We start from the raw sequence: 22,256 nt of genomic DNA, 5'->3' as shown, positions 1-22,256 counted from the left end.
CGGACCGCCCTTCGCCGCACGGTGCGGAGGGCCCGCGAGGGGGGACACGGCATGGCACGGTTCGTACGGTGGACGGCTCTGACGGCTGCCGCCGCGCTGCTCGCGACCGGATGCGGCGGGGGCTCGTCGGACGACCCGAAGACCGACGGGGACACCGGCGGCACCAGCGCTTCGGCACCGGCCGGGAGCCCCGAGGCGGCGCTGCCCTCCTCGCTGACCTCCCAGGAGCTGGACTGGGGCCGCTGCCGGGCCACGGAGGGCTCGCCCGCACCGGGTGACGAGTGGCAGTGCGCGGATCTGAAGGCGCCGCTGGACTGGAAGAAGCCCGAGGGCAGGACGATCGACCTCGCGCTGATCCGCGCCAAGGCCACCGGCGACGACCGCATCGGCTCCCTCCTCTTCAACTTCGGCGGGCCCGGCGGCTCGGGCGTGGACAGGCTGCCCTGGTACTCGACGGGCGCGTCCGCGCTGCGCGAGCGCTACGACCTGGTGAGCTGGGACCCGCGGGGCGTGGGATCCAGCGAGGGGGTGCGCTGCCGCCGCGACCAGGAGATCCAGGCGTCCGAGGCCGTCGACCTCACGCCGGACACGGCCGCGGAGGAGACGGCATACTTCAAGGACGCCGCCGACTTCGGCAAGGGCTGCCAAAAGACCGGAGGCTCCCTGATCGCGCATGTGTCGACCGCGGACACCGCGCGCGACATGGATCTGATGCGCCAGGTGCTCGGGGACGAGAAGACGCACTACTTCGGCATCTCCTACGGCACCGAACTGGGTGGGGTCTACTCCCACTTGTTCCCGAAGAACGTCGGCCGGATCGTCCTGGACGCGGTCGTCGACCCGAGCGCCGACGCGGCCGGCCACGCCGAGAACCAGGCCCGCGGCTTCCAGCGCGCGCTGAACAACTACCTGGAGTCCACCGGCAAGAGCGCCGAGGAAGGCACACGTGAGGTCGTCGACCTGCTGAAGCGGATCGACGCCAAGCCGCTGCCGACGTCGTCGAGCCGCGACCTCACCGAGTCGCTCGCCCTCACGGGCATCATCAGGCCCCTCTACAGCAAGGCCAGCTGGCCGACCCTGACCAGCGCCCTCCAGGCGGCCCAGCAGGGCGACGGCACCGAGCTGCTGGCCCTCGCCGACGACTACAACGACCGTCAGGACTCCGGGAAGTACGGCACGGGAAGTCACTCGCAACGGGTCATATCGTGCCTGGACGACAGGCAGCGCCCGACGCCCGAGGACGCGAAGAAGGCGTTGCCGCACTTCGAGAAGGTCTCACCGGTGTTCGGCCCGATGCTGGGCTGGGACACGGCCGGCTGGTGCCACGACTGGCCGGTGCCCGGTCAGTACGACACCCCGGAGGTCAGCGCCCCGGGCTCGGCCCCGATCCTGCTCATCGGCAACACCGGCGACCCCGCCACCCCCTACGAGGGCACCCGCAGGATGGCCGACGAACTCGGCAAGGGTGTCGGCGTGATGCTCACCTGGAAGGGCGAGGGCCATTCCGCGTACGCGAAGGGCAGCAGCTGCGTGGACTCCACGATCAACGACTACCTGCTGGAGGGCACGGTCCCGAAGGACGGCAAGGTCTGCTCGTAGCGGGCGGGGCGGCGGCCCCTGGGGTGCACGGGGCACGACAGAAGCCCACGGCCTCCGAACGGGTCGGGGCCGTGGGCTTCGTCAGGGCTGCCGAGCGGGGCCGGTCAGTAGACCGGCTTGTCGGGCTCGATCTGGTTGACCCAGCCGATCACACCGCCGCCGACGTGGACCGCGTCCGCGAAGCCCGCGGACTTCAGGACCGCGAGGACCTCCGCGCTGCGGACACCCGTCTTGCAGTGCAGGACGATCTTCTTGTCCTGCGGGAGGTTCTCCAGGGCGGTGCCCATGAGGAACTCGTTCTTCGGGATCAGACGGGCGCCGGGGATCGAGACGATCTCGTACTCGTTGACCTCGCGGACATCGATGATGTCGATGTTCTCGCCGTCGTCGATCCACTCCTTGAGCTGCTTGGGAGTGATCGTGGAGCCGGCCGCCGCCTCCTGGGCCTCCTCGGACACGACGCCGCAGAAGGCCTCGTAGTCGATGAGCTCGGTGACGGTGGGGTTCTCGCCGCAGACCGCGCAGTTGGGGTCCTTGCGGACCTTGACCTGGCGGTACTGCATCTCCAGGGCGTCGTAGATCATGAGGCGGCCGACAAGGGGCTCGCCGATGCCCGCGAGGAGCTTGATGGCCTCGTTGACCTGGATGGAGCCGATGGACGCGCACAGCACGCCCAGCACGCCGCCCTCGGCGCAGGAGGGGACCATGCCCGGCGGCGGGGGCTCCGGGTAGAGGCAGCGGTAGCAGGGGCCGTGCTCGGACCAGAAGACCGAGGCCTGGCCGTCGAAGCGGTAGATCGAACCCCAGACGTACGGCTTGTTCAGCAGCACGCAGGCGTCGTTGACCAGGTAGCGCGTCGCGAAGTTGTCCGTGCCGTCGACGATGAGGTCGTACTGGCTGAAGATGTCCATCACGTTGTCGGCCTCGAGCCGCTCCTCGTGAAGGACCACGTTCACGTACGGGTTGATGCCCTTGACGCTGTCGCGGGCGGACTCGGCCTTGGAGCGGCCGATGTCGGCCTGGCTGTGGATGATCTGACGCTGGAGGTTCGACTCGTCGACCTCGTCGAACTCCACGATGCCGAGCGTGCCGACGCCCGCCGCGGCCAGGTACATCAGCGCCGGCGAGCCCAGGCCGCCGGCGCCCACACAGAGCACCTTGGCGTTCTTCAGCCGCTTCTGCCCGTCCATCCCGACATCGGGGATGATCAGGTGGCGGGAGTACCTGCGAACCTCGTCTACGGTGAGCTCGGGGGCGGGCTCGACCAGGGGTGGCAGCGACACGGGGACTCCGTTGGTCGGTCGATCACTACATTTGTTCTCCTCGTAACAGTGCCATGGCCTTTTTCATTCCGAGACACCTGTTCCGATCCGCGAGACGATGTCGTCCCAGTAGCCGGGCATGGACTCCCAGGGGTCGGTGCGTCCCCCGCCGTCGGTGCGGTCGGTGAACCAGACCGTCGCGGCGCCCTGCCAGCGCGCGATGCGCAGCGCCTCGTCCAGGTGCCCGCGCGGCACCCCGTGGACCAAGTGGCAGAAGCGGCCGGGCGGATAGTCGGCCGTCCACTCCGCCACCTGCGACCAGCGGTACTCGGACCAGGGCCCGGAGAACGTGACGAGCTGGTCGCCGCACTCGGCGTATCCCGGGTGGGGATGGGTGCCGTGGCCGAGGACGATGTGGGCCTTGTCACGCAGCGCGCGCAGTGTGCCGACCGCGCGCCGGGTCTCGTGCAGGTCGGCGCGGTCGACGGGGCAGCGGTCCAGATAGAAGCCGTCGACCCGGTACCAGTCGACATACCGCTGCGCCTCGGACATCAGGTCGCTCAGGGTCCGGCCGCCGCCGCCTCGGGACGGGCGCGGGGCCGGGGTTCCTAAGCGCGGCAGGCCGAGGCGGGTGGTGTCGAGGAGACGGGTGGTGTCGAGGCGGGAGGCGTCGAGGTGCCCGAGGACCCGGACGCCCGCGTTGCGGAGGCGGCCGGCCGCCTCCAGGCAGTGCGGGTCGGGCTGGGTGCCGGGGCCGTCGGCGACGTTGAGGACGGCCCAGTGCACGGGGGCGCCGGGGCGGGTCAGTGCGCCCCACTCAGCGGAGGCGAGGAGGGGGTGGGCCAGGCCGGGGATGCCGAGCCCCGGGCGCAGGTCCGTGCACGCGGTCGTCGCGGGGGTGCCGGTCAGATACGGCATGCCGCCTCCATCCAGATGTCGCCCAGGGACTCCTCGAGGTTGATGCGGGGGCGCCAGCCGAGCCGGTCGCGGGCGGTGCGCACGTCGGCCTGCTGCCAGCTGCCGCAGCCGTCCGGGTAGGCCACGGGCGCGGCGGCGTGGGCGCCGTGCGTGCCGTGTGCGCCGTGCGCCGTGTGGTCCGAGTCGCCCCGGGGGTGGCCGATCGTGGCGCGCAACGGGGCGGGCGGGCCGTCGAGTTCGTGCAGGGCACCGCCGTACCCGGCCACCCGCGCGAGGACGGCGGCCGCGTCCCGCAGCCGGACGGCACGTCCGGAGCCGATGTTGATGACGCCCTGCGCGGCGGAGAGCGAGGCGGCGTGCACGGCGCGGGCGACGTCGCGGACGTCGACGAAGTCGCGCTGGGCGCCGAGGCCGGTGAGCTTCAGCTCGCCGTCGCCCGACTGCATGGCGCGGCGCATCGCCTCCGCGAGACGGCCCAGCGGCGACCCGGCGGGCGTGCCGGGACCGGCCGGTGAGAAGACCCGCAGGACGACGGCGTCCAGTCCGGAGCCCAGGACCAGTTCGGTGGCGGCGAGCTTGCTGACGCCGTACGGGCCGCCGGGGCGCGGCACGGCGTCCTCGGCCGTGGAGGAGCCGGGCTGGCTCGGGCCGTACTCGGCGCCGCAGCCGATCTGGACGAGACGGGCGCCGCAGCCGCTGCGCCGCAGGGCCTCGCAGACGGTGGCGACGGCGACGGTGTTGTGCCGGGTGAGTTCACGGGCGCCGCCCCGGGTGGCGCCCGCGCAGTTGATGACGACGCCGGGGTGGACCGCGTCGAGGAAGCGGGTGAGGGCGCCGGGGCTGCCGGACGCGAGGTCGAACCGGACGTCCGCGTCGTCGCCGCGGCCCAGCGCGGTGAGCTGGACGGCGGGGTCGGCGAGGAGACGGTCGGCGACGAAGCGGCCGAGATAGCCGTTGGCTCCGATCAGCAGGACTCTCATCGCGCGGCTCCCGTGGCCGAGGGGAGGTCGGGTCGGGAGGTGGTCATGGAAGGTCTCTCCTTCGTCGGGGGTGCCTCCGGCGGTGGGGCCGGGGGTCTACGGGTGGGGGGTGACGGTGGGGGTGCCGGCGCGTGTGCCGCCTCGCGCGCCGGTGCCGGCGCCGGTGGCGTACGCGGTGGCCGGCGCGCAGGGACTCGGGCCCGTCGACGCCGTGCTCCGGGTCATCCCGCTCACCACGGCTCCTCCTGGGTGGCATGCGCCGAAGCCCGGGTCAGCGTGCGGCCCGCGTGGAGCAGCAGGGCCAGGGCCGCCGCGCCGCAGGCCAGGGAGGGGACGGCGGCGGGACCCCAGGCCTCGACCAGCGCCCGCGTGGGCGTCGCCAGCCACGCGCCGCCCGGGAGGCGGGCGGCGAAGACGCAGGCGAGAGCCGTCGCCTCGGCCGCCGCGGTGGCGGTCAGGACGAGTGCGGGGGCGTGGGTGAAGCCGTGGACGGTGAGGAGGCGGGCCAGGAACAGCAGGGCGCCCAGGGTGAGGGTCTGTGGGTGGGCGGCTGGCTCGTCCAGGACCGCCGCGGTCCCGGCCGTGAGGGCCGCGAGGGCACAGACGTAGCCGGCGAACGCGGCCAGCAGCAGGGGCTTCACCGCGGTGGTGAAGTCGTCCAGGGCCCTGCTGGAGGACAGGGTGCGGCGGGCCCGTACGGCGAGGAGGTGCGCGCACCAGGCCGCGGGCGCGCAGGAGAGCGCGAGGGCCAGGAGGAGCGCGGTGGCGAGCGGCCAGGGGCCGTCGGCGCCGCCGCCGGGCAGGCTGTCGGGACCCCCGCTGAGGGCGGTGCGCAGCAGGCCGTCGCCGAGGAGGGCGTAGCCGAGGAGCCAGCCCGTCCAGGTCGCCGTCGGCCGCGTGGGGTGCGTGGTCGACAGCGGGCCCCTGGCCAGGGCCGCGCGCAGGGCGAGCAGCACGGCGAGCGCTCCTACGGCGGCGGCGATCGGGCGGGCCTGGCCTTGGGTGAGCCGGACCGCGGTCACGGTGGCCGCCCCGAGCGCGCCGGGAAGGAGCGTGAGGAGCACCCAGCCGGCCCGCGCGCGGGGCGGTGCGACGGGCGCGGGGACGGAGGAAGGCTCGCCGTCGCGCGGCACGCGCGCGTACATCTCCTCCGCCAGCGAGAACACGTCCCGGTGCCGGAAGCGGGCCGCGGTTCGGTCGGTGATGCCGTGGGCCTCGAGACCGGCGGCGATCTCCAGGGGGTCCACCGCGCGGGCGCACAGGTCGTGGTGGCGGTGCATCAGGGCCTTCACCGGGTCGGCGCCCGCGCGAGACGGGCCGGGCCGGCTGCGAGGGTCGGCGAGGGCCTGGTCCTCGGGTCCGTCGGCGTCGGCCGTGAGCCACTCCTCGGCGCGCTCGTCCCAGACTTCGGGGCTTTCGGGTGCCGTCACGGGGTGGTCGATCCCTCCTGCGCCGCTCATCGCGCCTCCTCCGTCCCCGCGTCGCCACGGGCCGGCCGGGCCAATTCGGTGTGCGCGCCGCTCATCGCGCCCCCTCCGGCAGCGGGGCCGTGGTGTCCGGGCCGGTGTGCGGGCGGTTGGTCCAGTGGCCGGGGACATGGGCCTCGGCGGGGACACCGAAGGGCAGCGGGGCACCGGCGTCGTCGAGGACGACCCGCCGGACCGGCGTACCAGCGACGACGTCGAGGTAAATGCCGTGAAATGCCGCCACGTTCTGCTCGACGGTGAAGAGTTCGAGGGCCCGCGCGCGGGCGGCGGCGCCGAGGCGTGCACGGCGCTCGGGGTCGCGCAGCAGCGCCACGCACGCCTCCGCGAGCGCCCGCGGGTTGCGCGGCGGTACGACGAGCCCGGTGCCGCCGATGACCTCGACGACCGCGCCGACGTCGGTGGACACCGTGGCGCGGCCGCACAGCATGGCCTCGACCAGGCCGACCGGGAAGCCCTCGACCACGCTGGACAGGACGGCCACCGCCCCGGAGGCGTACGCGTCGGCGAGGGACGGGAGCTGCGGCCCGCCGATCTCCTCGAAGGAGACCGGGTTGTCCCCGACGGTGTGCGGACCGTCGGCCTCGTCGGGGAAGAGCTGCGCTGCGAGCGCCCGGCAGTGGCCGAGGTAGGCCTCCCCCTCCGGTCCCGCCGGGGTGCCGACGATCCGCAGGCGGGTCTTCGGTTCCTCCTTGCGGACCTCGGCGAAGGCGTGCAGCAGGGACACGAGGTCCTTGGCGGGTTCGACGCGGCCGACCCAGACGAGGGTGTCGGGGTCCGCGCACGACGGCGCCTCGCCGACCTCCGCGAAGCGGGAGGCGTCCATGCCCGGGTAGACGGTGCGGAGCTTGGACCGGTCGGCGCCGCAGCGCTCCTGCCAGCGGCGGGCGTGGGCGTTGCCGGGCGTGATGACGGCCGCCCGGCGGTACGCCTCTGCGGCGAGGGCGCCGTGGAAGCCTGCGAGCAGGGTGCGGACGGCCGGCGGGGCGTCGGCGCCGGCGAGGTAGTGGGTGCGCAGCCCGACGCCGTACTCGGTCAGCACCAGCGGTACGTCGCAGAAGTGGCGGGCGAGCAGGCCGGTCAGGGCGGCGGTGCCGCCGGAGGTGGCGTGGCTCAGGTCGGCCGCGCCGAGCCCGTCGTCCTCGTACCAGTCGAGCGAGAGGGGGCGCAGGGCGCGTTCGAGGTGGGCGGCGACGGCGAGGAGATCGGGGACGCGCGCCTCGCGCGCCGTGCGCATCGCGTCCCGTGCGCGGCAGGCGCGCTCGAGGGTGCGTACGGCGGCCTCGGAGCGCAGGGCGCCGGCCAGTCCGCCCTCGTGGCGGGCGAGTTCGGCGAGCCCGTACAGCGCGTTGCCGAAACGGTCCGCCTGAAGGGCCGACGGGGTCTCGGAGGCGCCGTCGGCCCCTCGGCCGCCGCCCGCGCCGAGCACGGCGGCCAACTCGCCGTAGTGCTCGGCGAACCGCCGGCGGGCGCGTCGGCCGTGGACGACACCGTCGTCCTCGGCGGTCCACAGCGACGCCGTGCGCACCCGGCTGACCTGCGGGGGCAGTGGGACCCAGCCCTCGTCCTCCTGGCGCTCGCTGCGGCTGAGCGCGTAGATGTCGAACTCGTGCTGTCCGAGCCCGCGCACGAGCCGGTCGCACCAGAGCCTGGCGTCACCGCTCACATACGGATAGCCACCCTCCGCAATCAGTCCGATGCGCACGAGTACACCCCCGATCTCCCTTGAGGGGAGCCGCCGTACGGCGGCGGCTCACAGCGGGAAGAACGTATGCGCACAAGGCGGTGGCGCGATGGACGGTTGTCCATCGCGCCACCAAAAGGGGTGAACGGTCGTAACTTTCCCGTGCGGGTCGCGTTCCGTCGCGCTAGGAGTTCAAACGCACACGGATCGTCACGCTCGTGCGGCGGGATCGGTCAGATCGTGGCCGACTCCCATCGCGCCAGCTCCCGTCGCTCGGACCGCCGGCGCGCGGCGACCGCCGGATCGAGCGCCGGTACGGCGGCCAGGAGCTGCCCTGTGTACGGGTCCCGCGGCCGGTCGTACACCTCATCGGCGGGGCCCTCTTCGACGATCCGGCCCCGGCGCATCAAGCCCGCAGGCGACGGCGCCCGCTGCCACGGCCAGGCTGACGGATGCCACGGCCACACGGCGCGCCATGACGGACGGTCGACGCATCGGAGACGACCTCTCGGTTGGGTGATCGCGTGCCGGACCCGCTTCGGATCTCGAAGCATGAGACGGAACGACACGAAGTGAGACGAACGGAGGCGGATGCCCGCCCCGGCGCCGGGTCGTCGAGAGGGCGCGCCCGGGTCAGATGCCGGAGCGCGGAGAAAGCGGGGATTCGCGACGCGTACGTCGAAGGGCGGACGTCAGCGACAGTGGATGTCGGCCACGCACAGCGCGGTCACACCGATGAGCGCCGGCTCGACGGCGGCGCGAGAGGTGGCGTGACGGGACGACATGCGCAGAAATATGATCCGGCTGCGCATGCCAATGTGAGCTGTGAGTCGCCTGTCAACTCTCCGGGAACGCCCAGGGGTTGGGCTTGCAGGTGATCCCGTCGTGGTCGAGGAACTTCGTCTGCTGCTGCATGACCGGGGCGAGCTCGCCGTCCTTGTCGCAGGTGACGTGCCCGAAGCCGAGCCGGTGGCCGATCTCGTGGTTGATCAGCATCTGCCGGTAGGCGTGGATGCGGTCGCCGTAGGTCTCCGAGCCCTGCGCCCAGCGGTAGGCGTTGATCATCACGCGCTCGGTGGCGGCCGAGTCGCACGAGACGTTGTCCTCGGTGGTGTCGAGGCCCGACTTGGCGCACCACTCGGCGGTGGTGCCGGGGCTGGCCAGCGTGATCACGAAGTCGGGCTCACCGCTGTGGATGCGCTCGAAGGTACGGGCGCCTCCGTGGGCCCAGCTGCGCTCGTCGTTGAGCGTCTTGTGCACGGCCTCGGCGAACAGGGCGGCGTCCAGCCCGAGACCCCGCTCGACGTCCACGCGGTAGGTGAACTTCCGCCCGCCGCCGGGGGCCTTGTCGATCCCCGGCACCGCGTCGAACTTCCCCGAGCCGGTCGCGTTCGCGCCCAGCGCGAAGCGCCGGTCCATCTTCTGGGCGTACGTCAGCGTGGCCGCGCCCGGCGCCGCCGAGGGCGTCGGGCGGTCGTCGGTGCGGGAGGCCGGGTCGCGGGCGTCCCGTGCCTGGTCCCCGGTGGACTGCGCCCGGGCGTCGGTGTCGTCGCCGCCCTGCGCAACCTGTCCGGCCACCACGACGGCCAGCACGGTGACGACGGCGGCCGCCGCGACCCCGGTGAAGGCCCGGCCCTTGCCGCCCTTGGCGGGCGCGGGCACACCGGTCGGCGGGGTGTCGTCGTCCGCCCGTTCGGCGGCCGGCGCGTACGCCTGCTCGGCACTGCGGGACGTGAAGCCGTCGGTCTCCCCGTCGAAGGCGTCGACGAACTCCTGCCGGGGCCCCTCGGAACCGGGCGCCCGACGGGGACGCGGTACGGCGGCACCGGTCGTCGCGGTGCCGTAGGTGACTCCGGTCCGCCCTCGCAACTCCCCCCAGCCACCGCCGGCTTCCCGCTGCTCGGGATGCCCACCACGGGCCCTGGGGACCCCGTGCGCGGGGGTCCCGTCCCCGTACCGGGGCACACCGTGCGCGGGGGTCCCGTCGGGGAAACGCGGGACACCGCGGGCGGGGGTGCCGTCGGGAAGACGCGGGACACCACGGGCCGGGGTGCCGTCGGGCATCCGAATCCCCTGCGGCGGGGTGCCGTCGGCCGGCCGAGGGATTCCGCGCGCGGGTGTGCCGTCGGGGTAACGCGGCACCCCACGCGCGGGGGTGCCGTCGGCGAAGCGGGGCACCCCGTGCGCCGGGGTGCCGTCGGGCAGACGCATCCCCTGCGGTGGGGTGCCGCCGGCCGGGCGGGGAACACCGCGCGGAGGCGTGCCATCAGCGAATCTCGGGACCCCACCCGCGGGGGTCCCGTCAGCCGGACGCGGGACCCCACGCGCGGGCGTCCCGTCCTGCGGGGGCGTGGCCCCCGGCGGATACGGACGCCCGCCGTACGACGGAGGCCCACCGGCCGGCCCACCCGGCCCGCCCGGACCACCTGATCCCGGCCCACCCGGCCGCCCCGGCGACGGCGCAGGCGCCCCCGGGTCCCGTCCGGGATCCGGTACGGGGGGCGGCGGCTGTCGCCGGGGCGCGCCCGTATCGGGCGGTGCCTGTGCGGCGTCCTGTCGTGCCGTCGTCTCCGTGGCGTCCCGCTTGGCGAGGCCGCGCCGGCTGTGGCGTCCCACGCGCGCCTCAGCTCCCTGAGTTCTCGGTAGCGGCACCGGAGCCGGTGCCGGCCCCCGGCCTGCCCGGGTCGGGCTCCCGCCCCTCGACCTCGGCGAGGAGCTCACGGAAGCCCCGGGCGACGACGTCGGGGTACTCCATCATCGCCACGTGCCCGGCGTCCGGGAGGGTCAGCAGCCGGGAGTCACGGAAGGCACGCGCCGCCCTGCTGCACATGCGGTGGCCGACGAGTTGGTCGCGGCCGCCGTAGACGAGCAGGGTCGGGGCCAGCACGCGCTCGGCCTGCCGCCACAGCGCATGCTGTCCGCCGAGGGTGTAGGCGTTGACGAGCCCGCGCGCGGAACGCGTCATCGCGTCCCAGAAGTACGGCAGCTGCAGCCGCCGCTCCATCTCCTGGACGGCGTCGCGGAATCCTTCCGGCGTCACCCGGCCCGGCTCGCCGTAACAGAGCTGCAGCACCCCGCGGACCCGCTGCTCGGCCGTCCACTTCCTGGTGAGGCGTGTGAACAGGGCCGTCACCCCCGGCACCGCCAGCAACCCGGTGGGCACGGCGGTGCGCTGGACGCGGAGCTCCGGTAGCGCGGGCGACACGAGGGTGAGCGTACGGACGAGGTCGGGGCGGACGGCGGCGACGCGCGTGGAGACCGCGCCGCCGAGCGAGTTCCCGAAGAGGTGTACGGGCCCACGGCCGGAGGCGTCCAGATAGCGGATCACCGCGCGTGCGTGCGCGGTGAGGGAGTAGTCGCCGTCGTCCGGTGGCGGCGAGTCGCCGAAGCCGGGCAGGTCCACGGCCTCGGAGTCGACGACGCCGTCGAACTGCTCCATGAGCGCCGACCAGTTGAGCGAGGAGCCGCCGAGCCCGTGGACGTACAGGGCGGGTGGCAGCCCTTCCCGCCGCGGCGGGCGCGACCGGACGGTCAGCGTGACCCCGGGCAGCCCGACGGACCGCAGCCGCTCCCCCTCCGCGACCCGGACGGTCGCCACCTGAGGAAGCACATGGGCGGCCGGCACGGAGGGCAGCTCGGTCGAAGACATGCGGCAATGTTACGAGGTGATCACGCGGGGATTCATACGTTCGCCATTGTGTTCGCCGTCACAAGTCGACGCGTACATGGCAGCGCGCATGACGGGAACCGGTCCAGCGGACCGCCCTGGGCTCCGCCCCGGGTGAAGGCGTCCTGAAACCGCCCGAATCGCCCGCAGATCCGCCGCCGATCGCATAGCGTCCGGATCGGGTGTCTCCTAGGCTCGTACGCAGGGCACCCGGACACGGACCCCTGCCTCGCCCGGGGACACCACACCCCCGCGGGGACGTTCTAGGAAAGGGAGCCCGTCATGACCGTCGATCCCACCGACCCCGAGACCTTCGTGCACGACGACACCGAGGACGACGAGGAGTTCGACGTCGAGGCGCCTCCGGCCGACGCGGCCGAGCAGAAGGCGGACATCAACCCGGACGAGGACGACCCGCTGACGGAGGTCGACCCGAACCTGGCCAACGAGGCCGACCTGATCGAGCAGGCGCGCGTGGTCTCCCTCGACGAGGACGACTATCGCTGACGGGGCGGCCTCGGGACCGCCGGGACCGGCGACGGGCTGCCCGGACGCCGGAGCAGGGCCGCTGAGCAGGAAAAAGTCGGACCCTATGCCCATTACACCCGGCTTTCAAACCTTCTGTGCGACTATCGTCACCGTCCGGTCCGTGAAATTCTGCGCTCGCACCGCGCACACCAGGGTTACCGAAAAGTACGATGGCGACGCGGCGCACACCGCATGTGGACGATCTTGGGAGGCGGCGTGACAGCCATCGAGCAGACAGAGGCGGCACGCCCGCGGGGCACGCGCCTTCCGCGCCGAGCCCGACGGAACCAGCTGCTGGGCGCCGCCCAGGAGGTCTTCGTGGCGCAGGGCTACCACGCCGCCGCGATGGACGACATCGCCGAGCGCGCCGGCGTCAGCAAGCCGGTGCTCTACCAGCACTTCCCGGGCAAGCTCGACCTCTATCTGGCACTCCTGGACCAGCACTGCGAGTCGCTGATCCAGTCGGTGCGCACCGCGCTCGCCTCGACCACCGACAACAAGCAGCGCGTGCGCGCCACGATGGACGCCTACTTCGCGTACGTCGAGGACGACGGCGGCGCCTTCCGGCTGGTCTTCGAGTCCGACCTGACGAACGAGCCCGCCGTGCGCGAGCGCGTCGACAAGGTCACGAACGACTGCGCCGAGGCGATCTGCGACGTCATCGCCGAGGACACCGGCCTCTCGCGCGCGGAGTCGATGCTGCTGGCCTCCGGCCTCGGCGGACTCGCGCAGGTCGTGGCCCGCTCCTGGCTGCACAGCGACCGCAGCGTGCCGCGCGACCAGGCCGTCCAGCTGCTGACGTCCCTGGCCTGGCGCGGTATCGCCGGCTTCCCGCTGCACGGCTCCGAGTCCCACTGAACCCCGTGCGTTCCCGCATCACGCGCGCATTTGTTCCCGTCCACTGTTCGCTCCTGGCGTTGCCCGGCGATGCGTGGACATCCCCTCACCGGGCTAATGTGTGCTGGTACGGCGCGCATGGTCGCGCACTTCACTGACCGTCGGAGGGACATAGCCGTGGAGGTCAAGATCGGCGTGCAGCACGCGCCCCGCGAGATCGTTCTGGAGAGCGGTCAGAGTGCCGAGGACGTCGAGCGGGCGGTGTCCGATGCGCTGGCCGGCAAGTCTCAGCTCCTGAGCCTCGTCGACGAGCACGGCCGCAAGGTCCTCGTCCCGGCCGACCGTCTTGCGTACGTGGAGCTCGGTGAGCCGGCTCCGCGCAAGGTGGGCTTCGGCGCACTCTGAGGCACCACCGCCCGGGCGTGCGGAAGGGGGCCCGGCGACCACGGTCGCCGGGCCCCCTTCCCGTTGCCCCTCACAGCCCCCCCCCGGCCCTCCCCTCAGGTCCCCTCCAGCTCTCCTCCACTGAGGGAGCACAGCCCGTTCACAGAGGAGGATTGGATTCCGCAGGTCAGGGGTATGACGGGGTACGACCGTTTCGAGCAGGTCGGCCATGTGGGAGGGACCCCAGCATGCTCTTGGAAGCGCTCAGCTCCGCGATCCTCGGCCTGGTCCTGGCGTGGGCCGCGTACAGCCGCCTGCCGCACCGCATGCCCGCCCGCTCGCTGGTCCTGCCGACCGGTGTCGGCGGCGCCCTCTTCGGCGCCTTCGTCACGCACACCGCACTGGACTTCGGGAACCTCGCGGTGATCCTCACCGGCGCCGGGATCGTCGCCGCCGCCTCGCTCTCCCTGCTGGTGCGCCCCGCGGGAAGACTCGGCCGCCGCTCGGCGACCGCCTGAGGAGAAAGCGGTCGCCCAGCGAGTTACGGCAGCACGGCTATGCCGCCAGGCCCAGCGCCGCCATCCGCTTGGTGTGCGCCTCGGTGATCCGCGAGAACATCTTGCCGACCTCCGCGAGGTCGAACCCGTCCGCGACGCCGCCCACGAGCATCGTCGACAGCGCGTCCCGGTCGGCGACCACACGCTGCGACTGCGACAGCGCCTCGCCCATCAGCCGTCGCGCCCACAGCGCGAGACGGCCACCCACGCGCGGGTCGGCGTCGATCGCCGCGCGCACCTTCTCCACAGCGAACGTCGCGTGACCGGTGTCGTCCAGCACGGCCAACACCAGGTCGCGGCTGTCCGAGTCGAGCCGGGCCGCGACCTCCCGGTAGAAGTCGCTGGCGATCGAGTCGCCGACGTAGGCCTTGACGAGGCCCTCCAGCCAGTCGGAGGGGGCCGTCTGCCGGTGGAAGCCGTCCAGCGCGGCCACGAACGGCTCCATGGCCTGGGTGGGCTCGGCGCCGATCTCGGTGAGCCGGTCCCGCAGCTTCTCGTAGTGGTGGAACTCCGCCGACGCCATCTTGGCCAGCTCCGCCTTGTCCGCGAGCGTCGGCGCCAGCTTGGCGTCCTCCGCGAGCCGTTCGAACGCCGCCAGCTCGCCGTAGGCCAGCGCGCCGAGCAGGTCGACGACGGCGGCCCGGTACTGAGGGTCGGCGGAGGCCCGCGCCCAGTCCTGGGCGGCGACCCCGGTGCGTGCGACGGGGGTGTCGGCGGTGTCCGCGGCGTCAGAGGTGTTGTCAGGCGTCGTCATGAAGCGCACAATAGCCCGCTCGATGCCTTACGGAAGTCCCTGGTCAATCACTGTGACGACGACTACGTGACCAATTCGGCCATCGCATGTGCGCGATTCCGGGGTATGGTGGTAATGCGCCCGCTGAGTACTTTGACGTACCCGACGGGCCGCACGTTATGAGGATGCCCGGTCGGTGGCCCGACTGGCTCCGACCCGACAGCCCTCCCAGGCCGTACGGCACAGTGCGTACGACGACCGGAGGGACACCCTCAGCGGTACGAGCGCTAGAGCGTCGGCAGTGGTCCCGTGCCTTTCGGTCCCGCCGTACGGCGGCCGACGTCCCCGGCACGGTCCCAAGACCCCCGCGCTCGCCTCGCACCGCGTACACAGAAGAGGCAGCACCCTGACTACGACTTTCCGAGAGCTCGGAATCCTCAACGAGACCGCTGAGGCCCTTGAGGCCGTCGGCATCGTCAATCCCTTCCCCATCCAGGAGATGACCCTCCCCGTCGCCCTCTCCGGCACGGACGTCATCGGCCAGGCGAAGACCGGCACCGGCAAGACGCTCGGCTTCGGCCTCCCCATCCTGGAGCGCGTCACCGTCCCCGCCGACGTCGAGGCGGGCCGGGCCCGTCCCGAGGCCCTCACCGACGCCCCGCAGGCGCTCGTCGTCGTCCCCACGCGCGAGCTGTGCCAGCAGGTCACCAACGACCTGCTGACCGCGGGCAAGGTCCGCAACGTCCGCGTCCTCGCCATCTACGGCGGCCGCGCCTACGAGCCGCAGGTCGAGGCCCTGAAGAAGGGCGTCGACGTCGTCGTCGGCACCCCGGGCCGTCTCCTGGACCTCGCGGGCCAGAAGAAGCTCGACCTCAAGCACATCAAGGCGCTCGTCCTCGACGAGGCCGACGAGATGCTGGACCTGGGCTTCCTGCCCGACGTCGAGAAGATCATCAACCTGCTTCCGGCCCGGCGCCAGACCATGCTGTTCTCGGCGACCATGCCGGGCGCGGTCATCGGCCTCGCGCGCCGCTACATGTCGCAGCCGACGCACATCCGCGCCACCGCGCCGGACGACGAGGGCAAGACGGTCGCGAACACCGCGCAGTTCGTCTACCGCGCGCACAACATGGACAAGCCCGAGATGGTCGCGCGCATCCTGCAGGCCGAGGGCCGGGGACTGGCCATGGTCTTCTGCCGCACCAAGCGCACCGCGGCCGACCTCGCCGACCAGCTCCAGCAGCGCGGCTTCGCGGCCGGCGCAGTCCACGGCGACCTCGGCCAGGGCGCCCGTGAGCAGGCGCTGCGCGCCTTCCGCAACGGCAAGGTGGACGTGCTCGTCTGCACCGACGTCGCCGCGCGCGGCATCGACGTCGAGGGTGTCACGCACGTCGTCAACTACCAGTCGCCCGAAGAGGAGAAGACGTACCTGCACCGCATCGGCCGTACCGGCCGCGCGGGCGCCAAGGGCATCGCGATCACCCTCGTCGACTGGGACGACATCCCGCGCTGGCAGCTGATCAACAAGGCGCTGGAGCTCGACTTCACCGACCCGCCGGAGACGTACTCCACGTCCCCGCACCTCTTCGAGGACCTGAAGATCCCCGCCGGCACCAAGGGTGTCCTGCCCCGCTCGGAGCGCACGCGCGCCGGGCTGGCGGCGGAGGAGGTCGAGGACCTCGGCGAGACCGGTGGCCGCGGTGCCCGCGGTCGCGGTGGCCGGGGCGGCCGGGAGGAGTCCCGTACGGCGGAGCGTGAGCGCCCGGCGCGTACGCCGCGCCGCCGTCGCCGCACCCGCGGCGGGACCCCGTTGGACGCCGAGTCGGCGCCCGCCGTCACCGGTACGCCGGACGAGGCGGCCCCGGCGGAGTCCGGGACCGAGCCGCGCACCCCTCGCCGTCGTCGCCGCACGCGCGGTGGAGCGGCGGCCGAGACCGCCCCGGCGACCGCCGCGCCGCAGCAGGCCGCCGAGGCCGCCGTCGCCACGGCCGAGAGCCCGGCTCTCGAGACCGCCGAGGAGACCCCGGCGCCGCGCCGTCGCCGTACCCGTAAGTCCGCGGAGGCGCAGACGGCGCCGGTGGCCGAGGCCGTGCAGGCGTCCGAGCCGGTCGCCGCCGCGCCGGAGCCGGTGGCCGAGGAGGCCCCGGCGGCCGCCCCGCGCCGCCGCACCCGTAAGGCCGCAGCGACGGCCGAGGCCCCCGCCGAGGCGGCCCTCGACACCGTCGAGGCCACCGAGGCCAAGCCCAAGGCCCGTCGCACCCGCAAGGCCGCGGCGACCGCCGAGGGGGCCGACATTCCGGCGCAGACGGCTCAGGAGCCGGAGGCCGCCGAGGCCAAGCCGCGCCGGACCCGGACCCGCAAGGCCGCCGCGACCGCCGAGGCAGTCGTCGACACCGCCGAGGCGACCGAGGCGAAGCCGAAGGCGCGCCGCACCCGCAAGGCCGCCGCCACCGCGGAGGCCCCCTCCGAGGGCGCCGAGGTCACGGAGGCCAAGCCGCGCCGGACGCGGAAGACCGCCGAGGCCGCCCTCGACACCGCCGAAGCGGCCGAGGCGAAGCCGAAGGCGCGCCGCACCCGCAAGGCCGCCGCCACCGCCGAGGCCGCGGACATCCCGGCCCAGGCCACGGAGGAGCCGGCCGCCCCCCGCCGCCGCGCCCGCAAGACCGCGGCCGCCGTGGAGACCGCGGAGACGGCCGCCGAGGCGAAGCCGAAGGTGCGCCGCGCCCGCAAGGCCTCCGCCGCTCCCGCCGAGGAGACCGCGGAGAGCTGACCCGCACCGCACCGACGGCCCGGCCCACCCACCAGGGGGCCGGGCCGTCGGCGTTCCCGGGCGACCGTGCGCGGGACCGCTCCTGACGAACCGGTTACCCTCCCCCTCGTGAGCACCGAACCCGTGTACACCCCGCCCCCCGGCTCCCGCGCCTGTCAGCTGCGCACCGACCGCGGCGCCTTCGCCGTCGTCGACTGCCCCGTCGCGCCCGGGGTCCGGCCCCGAGGGGTCGCGCTGATGCTCCCCGGATTCACCGGCAGCAAAGAGGACTTCACCCTGATGCAGGGGCCGCTCGCGGAGCGCGGCTACCGCACGGTCGCCGTCGACGGGCGCGGCCAGCACGAGTCGGATGGGCCCGAGCTCGACGAATCCGCCTACGAGCGGGGCGAGTTGGCGCGTGACGTGCTCGCCCAGGCGGCGGCCCTCGGCCCGCTGGACACCCCGCTGCATCTGTTCGGCCACTCGCTGGGCGGCCAGATCGCGCGCGCGGCTCTCCTCCTCGACCACACGCCGTTCCGGTCGCTGACCCTGATGGCGTCGGGTCCCGCGCAGATCTCCGACTCCCAGCAGCAGCGCGTGAAACTGCTGCGGGACGCGCTCGCGGTGATGACGATGGCCGAGACCTGGGAGGCCATCCTCGCCATGGGGCCGCCCGAGGAGGTCGGCGGCCCGGCCCGCGGCATCGGCGGCCAGGAGCTGCTGCGCCGCCGCTGGCTGGGCACCAAGCCCGCTCAACTCCTCGCGACGGGGCGGCAGTTGTGCGCGGAGCCGGACCGGGTGGACGAACTCGCCGCGCTGCCGCTGCCGTTCCACGTCCTGTCCGGGGCCAGCGACGACACCTGGCCGGTCTCGGTCCTGGACGACATGGCCGTACGGCTGCACGCGCACCGGACGGTGATCCCGGGCGCCGAGCACTCCCCCAACGCCGACCAGCCGCTGCAGACCGCCCGCGCGACGGCCGACTTCTGGGACCGCGTCGACTCCCTCTAGTACTGCGCCTGGAGGTGCTCCCAGAACCCGTCGCGCAGGGCGCGGCGCAGGTCGGCCTGGCCGCGCAGGGAGTACTGGAGCAGTCCCTCGGCCTCGACGAGGAGGTCCTGGTCGACGGAGCCGGGGAGGTAGGGGTGGCCGGGCAGCAGCTCGACCAGTGACTCGCGTCCGCGTGCCGCGAGCCACTTGGCCGCGATCTGGGCGCCGACGAACCGCACGTCCTCCCGGGTGGGCCGGGCGGCCACGGCCTCGTAGGCGGCGGAGGTGCGCCGGGAGACGTACGGCTTGAAGAAGTCGAGGTCGAGGGTGCGCTGGCTGTCGACCTCCCAGAGCAGGGGCTCGGCCTGGTTGCGGCCCTCGGGCGCCTCGATGCCCCACAGATGCACACGCGCCCCGTATCCCTGGGCCGCCTCGACCGCCGACACGAGGTCCTCGTCGCCGCCGAGGAGGGCGGCGTCGCTGATGGCACGATGCCGGGCGAGGGACTCCAGGTCGCTGCGGATCAGGGAGTCGACGCCCTTCTGCTGGTTGTTGGCGTTGAGGTTGCCGAGGCGGACCTTGACGTCGGGAAGCTCGGCGATGGACTGCTGCTCGGCGGTGTGGATGCGGCGCCGGGCGCCGTCGTACCAGTAGACGCGCAGCAGCCGGCTGTCGGCGAAGATCGTGCGGGCGCGGTCGATGAGCGCCTCGATCAGCCCCTCGGCGTCCAGGTCGAAGGCCCGGCGGTCCTCGGTGCCCGCGACCAGGCGCCCGGCGGCGGCGTAGAGGTAGCCCGCGTCGACGAAGATCGCGTGAGTGGAGGGCGTCTTCGCCACCTCGGCGAGCATGCGGAGCAGCAGCTCGTTCGTGTGGTCGATGCGGGCGGCGAGCGCCGCCAGGTCGTCGTTCATCGCCTCCATTGTCCCGGCGGTCACGCTGCGAACACAACCGGTCCCGGTCGGTCTCTGCTTGATCGTTCGCAGTTGTCTTACCGGTCAGTAGTTAGTCGTTCGAAAAATTTCTTTAGCGTAGGGAATGTTCGTAACACGCGAGCCGTTGGATACCTATGGAACCGGGAGCGACTTCGCTCGCGGGGCCCTCCACCCAGATGTTCTCCTCAGGAGGATGACCAGACGAAGGGAGAAGCCATATGCGCTTCGAAATCATGCGACTCGACGAGCTGGACGGCACGCCCGTGGACAGCACCGTCGTGGACGCCGCCTCCGTCAACCGGATCGTTCAGCAGGCTGCCGCCACAGGGCAGCGACTCTGGATCCGCCCGGCCGACACCACGGCCTCGTAACGCGCGCGGATCGACGCGAAGCTTCAGGGCCCCGTACGCACGACGCGTACGGGGCCCTTTGGTGTGTCCGGGAGTCCTGGGGTCTCAGCTTCCCTGGATGACCTGGGTGACGCCGTTGATGATCTGCTGGACGGCGATCGCGGAGAGCATCATGCCCGCGAGCCGGGTCACGAGGACCACTCCCCCGTCCTTGATGACCCGGATGATCAGCAGCGAGTACCGCATCACGAGCCACAGCACCACATGGATGGCGAGGATCGCCGTCCACACGGACACCTGGCTGCCGACGCTGTCGGCCTTCTGCACGGCGAGGATCACGGAGACGATCGCGCCCGGCCCGGCGAGCAGCGGCATGCCGAGCGGGACGAGGGCGACGTTCACGTCCTTGGTCTGCTGCGGCTCGTCCGTCTTGCCGGTGAGCAGGTCGAGCGCGATGAGCAGGAGCAGCAGACCGCCGGCGATCATCAGCGCCGGGATCGAGACATGCAGATAGTCGAGGATCTGGTGGCCGAGGAGGCCGAACACCGCGATGACCCCGCCCGCCACGCAGACGGCCTGGAACGCCATCCGGCGCTGCACCTTGGCAGGCCGCCCGGCGGTGAGCGCCAGGAAGACCGGGGTGATCCCGGGGGGATCCATGATCACGAACAGGGTGAGGAAGAGCGAGCCGAAGACGGCGACGTCGAACATGGGTGAGCTGTGCCTTGCGCAGGGGCGTGCCGCCGTGACCGGCCGCCCGCGAGGCGGGCAGGGGTGGGCACGGCGGACGGCGCCGGGTGGATCGGACGGGCGGGTGAGGGTGCTCAGACTCCGCCGGTACCGGGGACGGGGAACGCGCCGGTGGCCCGCCGCGTGATCTCGCCGTACACCTCGGGGTCGGTCGTGTACTCGCCGAGGACGCAGGTCTTGCGGCTGCCGTGGTAGTCGCTGGAGCCGGTGGTCAGCAGCCCGAGCTCCTGGGCGAGTCCGCGCAGCCGCGCGCGGGTGCCGGCGTCGTGGTCCATGTGGTCGACCTCGATCCCGTCGAGTCCGGCCGCGGCCAGCTCGGCGATCGTGGACTCAGGGACCGTACGGCCGCGCTTGCTCGCGGCGGGGTGGGCGAAGACGGTGACGCCTCCGGCGGCCTTGACCAGCCGGACGGCCTCGAAGGGGTCCGTCTCGTGCTTCTCCACATGGGCCCGGCCGCCGTCCGCCAGCCAGTCCTTGGTGAAGGCCTCGTCGACGGACGGTACGACACCGAGCTCGAGGAGCGCGGAGGCGACGTGCGGGCGGCCGACCGAGCCGCCGCCGGCGATCCGGCTCACCTGCTCCCAGGTGACGGGCACACCCAGCGCGTTCAGCTTGGCGACCATGCCCTTGGCCCGCGGCACCCGGTCGTCGCGCACCAGCTCGCGCTCGGCGAGCAGGGCGGGCTCCTCGGGGTCGAAGAGGTAGGCCAGCAGATGCATGCTGATGCCGTCGACCCGGCAGGACAGCTCCGCGCCGGTGACGAGCGTGAGCCCCTCCGGCAGCGCGGCGATCGCCTCGGCGTAGCCGCGGGTCGTGTCGTGGTCGGTGAGGGCCACGACGTCCAGCCCTGCCTCGGCGGCGTGACGCACCAGCTCGGCGGGGGTGTCCGTGCCGTCGGACGCGGTGGAGTGGGTGTGCAGGTCGATACGCACGACGCGGACTCCAGTCGGGACGGCACGGAAGGGACCGCACAAGGATAGCCGCATTTCCCGGACCCGCCTGTCACACCCGTACGGCCCCGGCGCCCCCTACATGGGGCGGGCGTCTACGGTTCGAGCAGACGCGGGGAGAGCGCCCCGCAGGGCACCAGCTCCACCTCGGCCCCGGCGTCCCGCAGGTCGGTCAGCACGAGTTCGTCGTACATCAGCAGCCCGGACTGCTCGGGCCAGACGACGGCCCACACCCACATCCCGAGCGCCTCACCGGCGAAGACGGCGCGGTCGTCAGGGGTGCCGGAGACATGCCACAGCGGGGTCGGGCGGCCCGCGGCGAGGACCTTGGCCTGCGGCGGCTTCTCGACGTCGATGTACGAGCCCGGGTCGGGTCCGTCGATCCCGGCGTAGCGGGCACCGAGGCCGACGCCGAGCTCCTCAGCGACCAGGATCAGCTCGCCCGTGCCGCCGAGCGGTCCGGGACCCGAGCAGGCGACGGCGCTCGCGCGTCCGCCACTGCGGTCGTCGCCCGCGCTCGCGACGCCGGTGAACAGCCATCCGATCGGCAGCGGCCAGGGCATCCACACGGGCACCCGCGTGCGGTGCACGACCACGCCGAGCGCCTCGACACTGGGCGGTATCACGGGCTGCACCGGATGCACGGTGCCGTGCACGTCACACTGCCAGGTGTCGGCGAAGAGTCCGGGAGCCCTGACCCGGCCACCACACTTCGGGCAACTGGGTTCGCCCCTCATAGGCCCCCACGGTCCTACCCCTTCCGCCCCACGTCAAGGACGATCACCCGTCCGGACGGAAACACAGGGAGTGCGAAAATTTAGATGTAACTTGCATTAATTAGACTAGCTAACCTAATCTGTGCGGGTACCACCGACTGCTTCCCGTCCTGATTGGAGAACGGC

21 protein-coding genes and 1 pseudogene are annotated in these 22,256 nt (G+C 73.0%); 8 read left to right on the top strand and 14 right to left on the bottom strand.

All coding sequences use genetic code 11. The features are described from left to right. The first annotated feature begins 51 nt into the window (after positions 1-51). Positions 52-1,599: an alpha/beta hydrolase gene (locus tag DC008_RS22970; protein ID WP_108708572.1), complete on the top strand. Its 1,548-nt coding sequence runs from the start codon at positions 52-54 to the stop codon at positions 1,597-1,599. A gap of 104 nt (positions 1,600-1,703) precedes the next feature. Here the strand turns inward: DC008_RS22970 and moeZ are convergent, their stop codons facing one another. The 9 genes and pseudogenes from moeZ to DC008_RS22925 all read right to left on the bottom strand — a co-directional run bounded on the left by moeZ (position 1,704) and on the right by DC008_RS22925 (position 11,576). Further along, positions 1,704-2,882, bottom strand: coding sequence for an adenylyltransferase/sulfurtransferase MoeZ (moeZ, locus tag DC008_RS22965; protein WP_055621902.1), 1,179 nt, complete (start codon positions 2,880-2,882; stop codon positions 1,704-1,706). Between the two features lie 63 nt (positions 2,883-2,945). Continuing rightward, complete coding sequence (locus tag DC008_RS22960; RefSeq protein WP_108708571.1) at positions 2,946-3,779, bottom strand: spherulation-specific family 4 protein; 834 nt, start codon at positions 3,777-3,779, stop codon at positions 2,946-2,948. Next, positions 3,767-4,759: an NAD-dependent epimerase/dehydratase gene (locus DC008_RS22955; RefSeq protein WP_055621900.1), complete on the bottom strand. Its 993-nt coding sequence runs from the start codon at positions 4,757-4,759 to the stop codon at positions 3,767-3,769. The genes DC008_RS22960 and DC008_RS22955 overlap by 13 nt, the downstream gene beginning before the upstream one ends. 230 nt (positions 4,760-4,989) lie before the next feature. Next, the gene (locus DC008_RS22950; protein ID WP_108708570.1) at positions 4,990-6,219 is read right to left on the bottom strand and encodes a hypothetical protein; all 1,230 of its coding nucleotides are present in this window, start codon (positions 6,217-6,219) and stop codon (positions 4,990-4,992) included. A gap of 61 nt (positions 6,220-6,280) precedes the next feature. Beyond that, positions 6,281-7,948, bottom strand: coding sequence for a DUF3492 domain-containing protein (locus DC008_RS22945; RefSeq protein WP_108708569.1), 1,668 nt, complete (start codon positions 7,946-7,948; stop codon positions 6,281-6,283). A gap of 212 nt (positions 7,949-8,160) precedes the next feature. Next, positions 8,161-8,337 (bottom strand): annotated as a pseudogene (locus tag DC008_RS22940) (ABC transporter ATP-binding protein); the annotation flags it as partial. A gap of 282 nt (positions 8,338-8,619) precedes the next feature. Further along, positions 8,620-8,712 carry an Ms4533A family Cys-rich leader peptide gene (locus DC008_RS36350; protein ID WP_341867298.1) on the bottom strand — a complete coding sequence of 31 codons (93 nt, stop codon included), beginning with the start codon at positions 8,710-8,712 and terminating at the stop codon, positions 8,620-8,622. A 52-nt stretch (positions 8,713-8,764) separates the two neighbouring features. Then, complete coding sequence (locus DC008_RS22935; protein ID WP_108708568.1) at positions 8,765-10,138, bottom strand: DUF3152 domain-containing protein; 1,374 nt, start codon at positions 10,136-10,138, stop codon at positions 8,765-8,767. Positions 10,139-10,550: 412 nt separating this feature from the next. Then, entirely contained in the window at positions 10,551-11,576 is a 1,026-nt protein-coding gene (locus DC008_RS22925) for an alpha/beta fold hydrolase (RefSeq protein ID WP_235073961.1), read from the bottom strand. A gap of 300 nt (positions 11,577-11,876) precedes the next feature. Here DC008_RS22925 and DC008_RS22920 point away from each other — a divergent pair, with 300 nt between their 5' ends. The 4 genes from DC008_RS22920 to DC008_RS22905 all read left to right on the top strand — a co-directional run bounded on the left by DC008_RS22920 (position 11,877) and on the right by DC008_RS22905 (position 13,861). Then, on the top strand, positions 11,877-12,101 hold the full coding sequence (locus DC008_RS22920) for a hypothetical protein (RefSeq protein ID WP_108708567.1): 225 nt from the start codon (positions 11,877-11,879) through the stop codon (positions 12,099-12,101). Between the two features lie 237 nt (positions 12,102-12,338). Further along, on the top strand, positions 12,339-12,980 hold the full coding sequence (locus DC008_RS22915) for a TetR/AcrR family transcriptional regulator (protein ID WP_055621891.1): 642 nt from the start codon (positions 12,339-12,341) through the stop codon (positions 12,978-12,980). 156 nt (positions 12,981-13,136) lie between these two features. Beyond that, on the top strand, positions 13,137-13,364 hold the full coding sequence (locus DC008_RS22910; RefSeq protein ID WP_055621890.1) for a DUF3107 domain-containing protein: 228 nt from the start codon (positions 13,137-13,139) through the stop codon (positions 13,362-13,364). Between the two features lie 227 nt (positions 13,365-13,591). Further along, the gene (locus DC008_RS22905) at positions 13,592-13,861 is read left to right on the top strand and encodes a hypothetical protein (RefSeq protein ID WP_108708566.1); all 270 of its coding nucleotides are present in this window, start codon (positions 13,592-13,594) and stop codon (positions 13,859-13,861) included. A 37-nt stretch (positions 13,862-13,898) separates the two neighbouring features. Here the strand turns inward: DC008_RS22905 and DC008_RS22900 are convergent, their stop codons facing one another. After that, positions 13,899-14,654 carry a ferritin-like fold-containing protein gene (locus DC008_RS22900; protein WP_108710817.1) on the bottom strand — a complete coding sequence of 252 codons (756 nt, stop codon included), beginning with the start codon at positions 14,652-14,654 and terminating at the stop codon, positions 13,899-13,901. A 478-nt stretch (positions 14,655-15,132) separates the two neighbouring features. Here DC008_RS22900 and DC008_RS22890 point away from each other — a divergent pair, with 478 nt between their 5' ends. Next, on the top strand, positions 15,133-17,403 hold the full coding sequence (locus tag DC008_RS22890; protein ID WP_108708564.1) for a DEAD/DEAH box helicase: 2,271 nt from the start codon (positions 15,133-15,135) through the stop codon (positions 17,401-17,403). 108 nt (positions 17,404-17,511) lie between these two features. Then, entirely contained in the window at positions 17,512-18,393 is an 882-nt protein-coding gene (locus tag DC008_RS22885) for an alpha/beta fold hydrolase (RefSeq protein ID WP_108708563.1), read from the top strand. Here the strand turns inward: DC008_RS22885 and DC008_RS22880 are convergent. Beyond that, the gene (locus DC008_RS22880) at positions 18,390-19,283 is read right to left on the bottom strand and encodes an NYN domain-containing protein (RefSeq protein WP_108708562.1); all 894 of its coding nucleotides are present in this window, start codon (positions 19,281-19,283) and stop codon (positions 18,390-18,392) included. The two genes, DC008_RS22885 and DC008_RS22880, sit on opposite strands and share 4 nt — an antisense overlap. Positions 19,284-19,522: 239 nt before the next feature. Here DC008_RS22880 and DC008_RS22875 point away from each other — a divergent pair, with 239 nt between their 5' ends. Then, a complete protein-coding gene (locus tag DC008_RS22875; protein ID WP_107096745.1) occupies positions 19,523-19,675 on the top strand; it encodes a hypothetical protein in 153 nt (50 codons plus the stop codon). Positions 19,676-19,759: 84 nt separating this feature from the next. On the opposite strand, the gene DC008_RS22870 is transcribed toward DC008_RS22875, so the two are convergent. The 3 genes from DC008_RS22870 to DC008_RS22860 form a co-directional block, all read right to left on the bottom strand. Beyond that, complete coding sequence (locus DC008_RS22870) at positions 19,760-20,365, bottom strand: MarC family protein (RefSeq protein ID WP_108708561.1); 606 nt, start codon at positions 20,363-20,365, stop codon at positions 19,760-19,762. Between the two features lie 113 nt (positions 20,366-20,478). Next, entirely contained in the window at positions 20,479-21,336 is an 858-nt protein-coding gene (locus DC008_RS22865; protein ID WP_108708560.1) for a PHP domain-containing protein, read from the bottom strand. Positions 21,337-21,449: 113 nt separating this feature from the next. Continuing rightward, positions 21,450-22,091, bottom strand: coding sequence for a DUF6758 family protein (locus DC008_RS22860; RefSeq protein WP_108708559.1), 642 nt, complete (start codon positions 22,089-22,091; stop codon positions 21,450-21,452). Positions 22,092-22,256 lie beyond the last annotated feature (165 nt).

Source organism: Streptomyces nigra (genome assembly GCF_003074055.1).
GTDB classification, from domain to species: Bacteria; Actinomycetota; Actinomycetes; order Streptomycetales; family Streptomycetaceae; genus Streptomyces; species Streptomyces nigra.
This window is presented reverse-complemented; position numbering and strand designations above follow the sequence as displayed.

Coding starts and splice junctions, on each gene's coding strand:
- DC008_RS22860 (WP_108708559.1), bottom strand. CDS start 22,091: ATGAGGGGCGAACCCAGTTGCCCGAAGTGTGGTGGCCGGGTCAGGGCT.
- DC008_RS22920 (WP_108708567.1), top strand. CDS start 11,877: ATGACCGTCGATCCCACCGACCCCGAGACCTTCGTGCACGACGACACC.
- DC008_RS22905 (WP_108708566.1), top strand. CDS start 13,592: ATGCTCTTGGAAGCGCTCAGCTCCGCGATCCTCGGCCTGGTCCTGGCG.
- DC008_RS22960 (WP_108708571.1), bottom strand. CDS start 3,779: ATGCCGTATCTGACCGGCACCCCCGCGACGACCGCGTGCACGGACCTG.
- DC008_RS22870 (WP_108708561.1), bottom strand. CDS start 20,365: ATGTTCGACGTCGCCGTCTTCGGCTCGCTCTTCCTCACCCTGTTCGTG.
- DC008_RS22935 (WP_108708568.1), bottom strand. CDS start 10,138: ATGCGTCTGCCCGACGGCACCCCGGCGCACGGGGTGCCCCGCTTCGCC.
- DC008_RS22875 (WP_107096745.1), top strand. CDS start 19,523: ATGCGCTTCGAAATCATGCGACTCGACGAGCTGGACGGCACGCCCGTG.
- DC008_RS22880 (WP_108708562.1), bottom strand. CDS start 19,283: ATGAACGACGACCTGGCGGCGCTCGCCGCCCGCATCGACCACACGAAC.
- DC008_RS36350 (WP_341867298.1), bottom strand. CDS start 8,712: ATGTCGTCCCGTCACGCCACCTCTCGCGCCGCCGTCGAGCCGGCGCTC.
- DC008_RS22950 (WP_108708570.1), bottom strand. CDS start 6,219: ATGAGCGGCGCAGGAGGGATCGACCACCCCGTGACGGCACCCGAAAGC.
- DC008_RS22925 (WP_235073961.1), bottom strand. CDS start 11,576: ATGTCTTCGACCGAGCTGCCCTCCGTGCCGGCCGCCCATGTGCTTCCT.
- DC008_RS22955 (WP_055621900.1), bottom strand. CDS start 4,759: ATGAGAGTCCTGCTGATCGGAGCCAACGGCTATCTCGGCCGCTTCGTC.
- DC008_RS22970 (WP_108708572.1), top strand. CDS start 52: ATGGCACGGTTCGTACGGTGGACGGCTCTGACGGCTGCCGCCGCGCTG.
- DC008_RS22900 (WP_108710817.1), bottom strand. CDS start 14,654: ATGACGACGCCTGACAACACCTCTGACGCCGCGGACACCGCCGACACC.
- DC008_RS22890 (WP_108708564.1), top strand. CDS start 15,133: ATGACCCTCCCCGTCGCCCTCTCCGGCACGGACGTCATCGGCCAGGCG.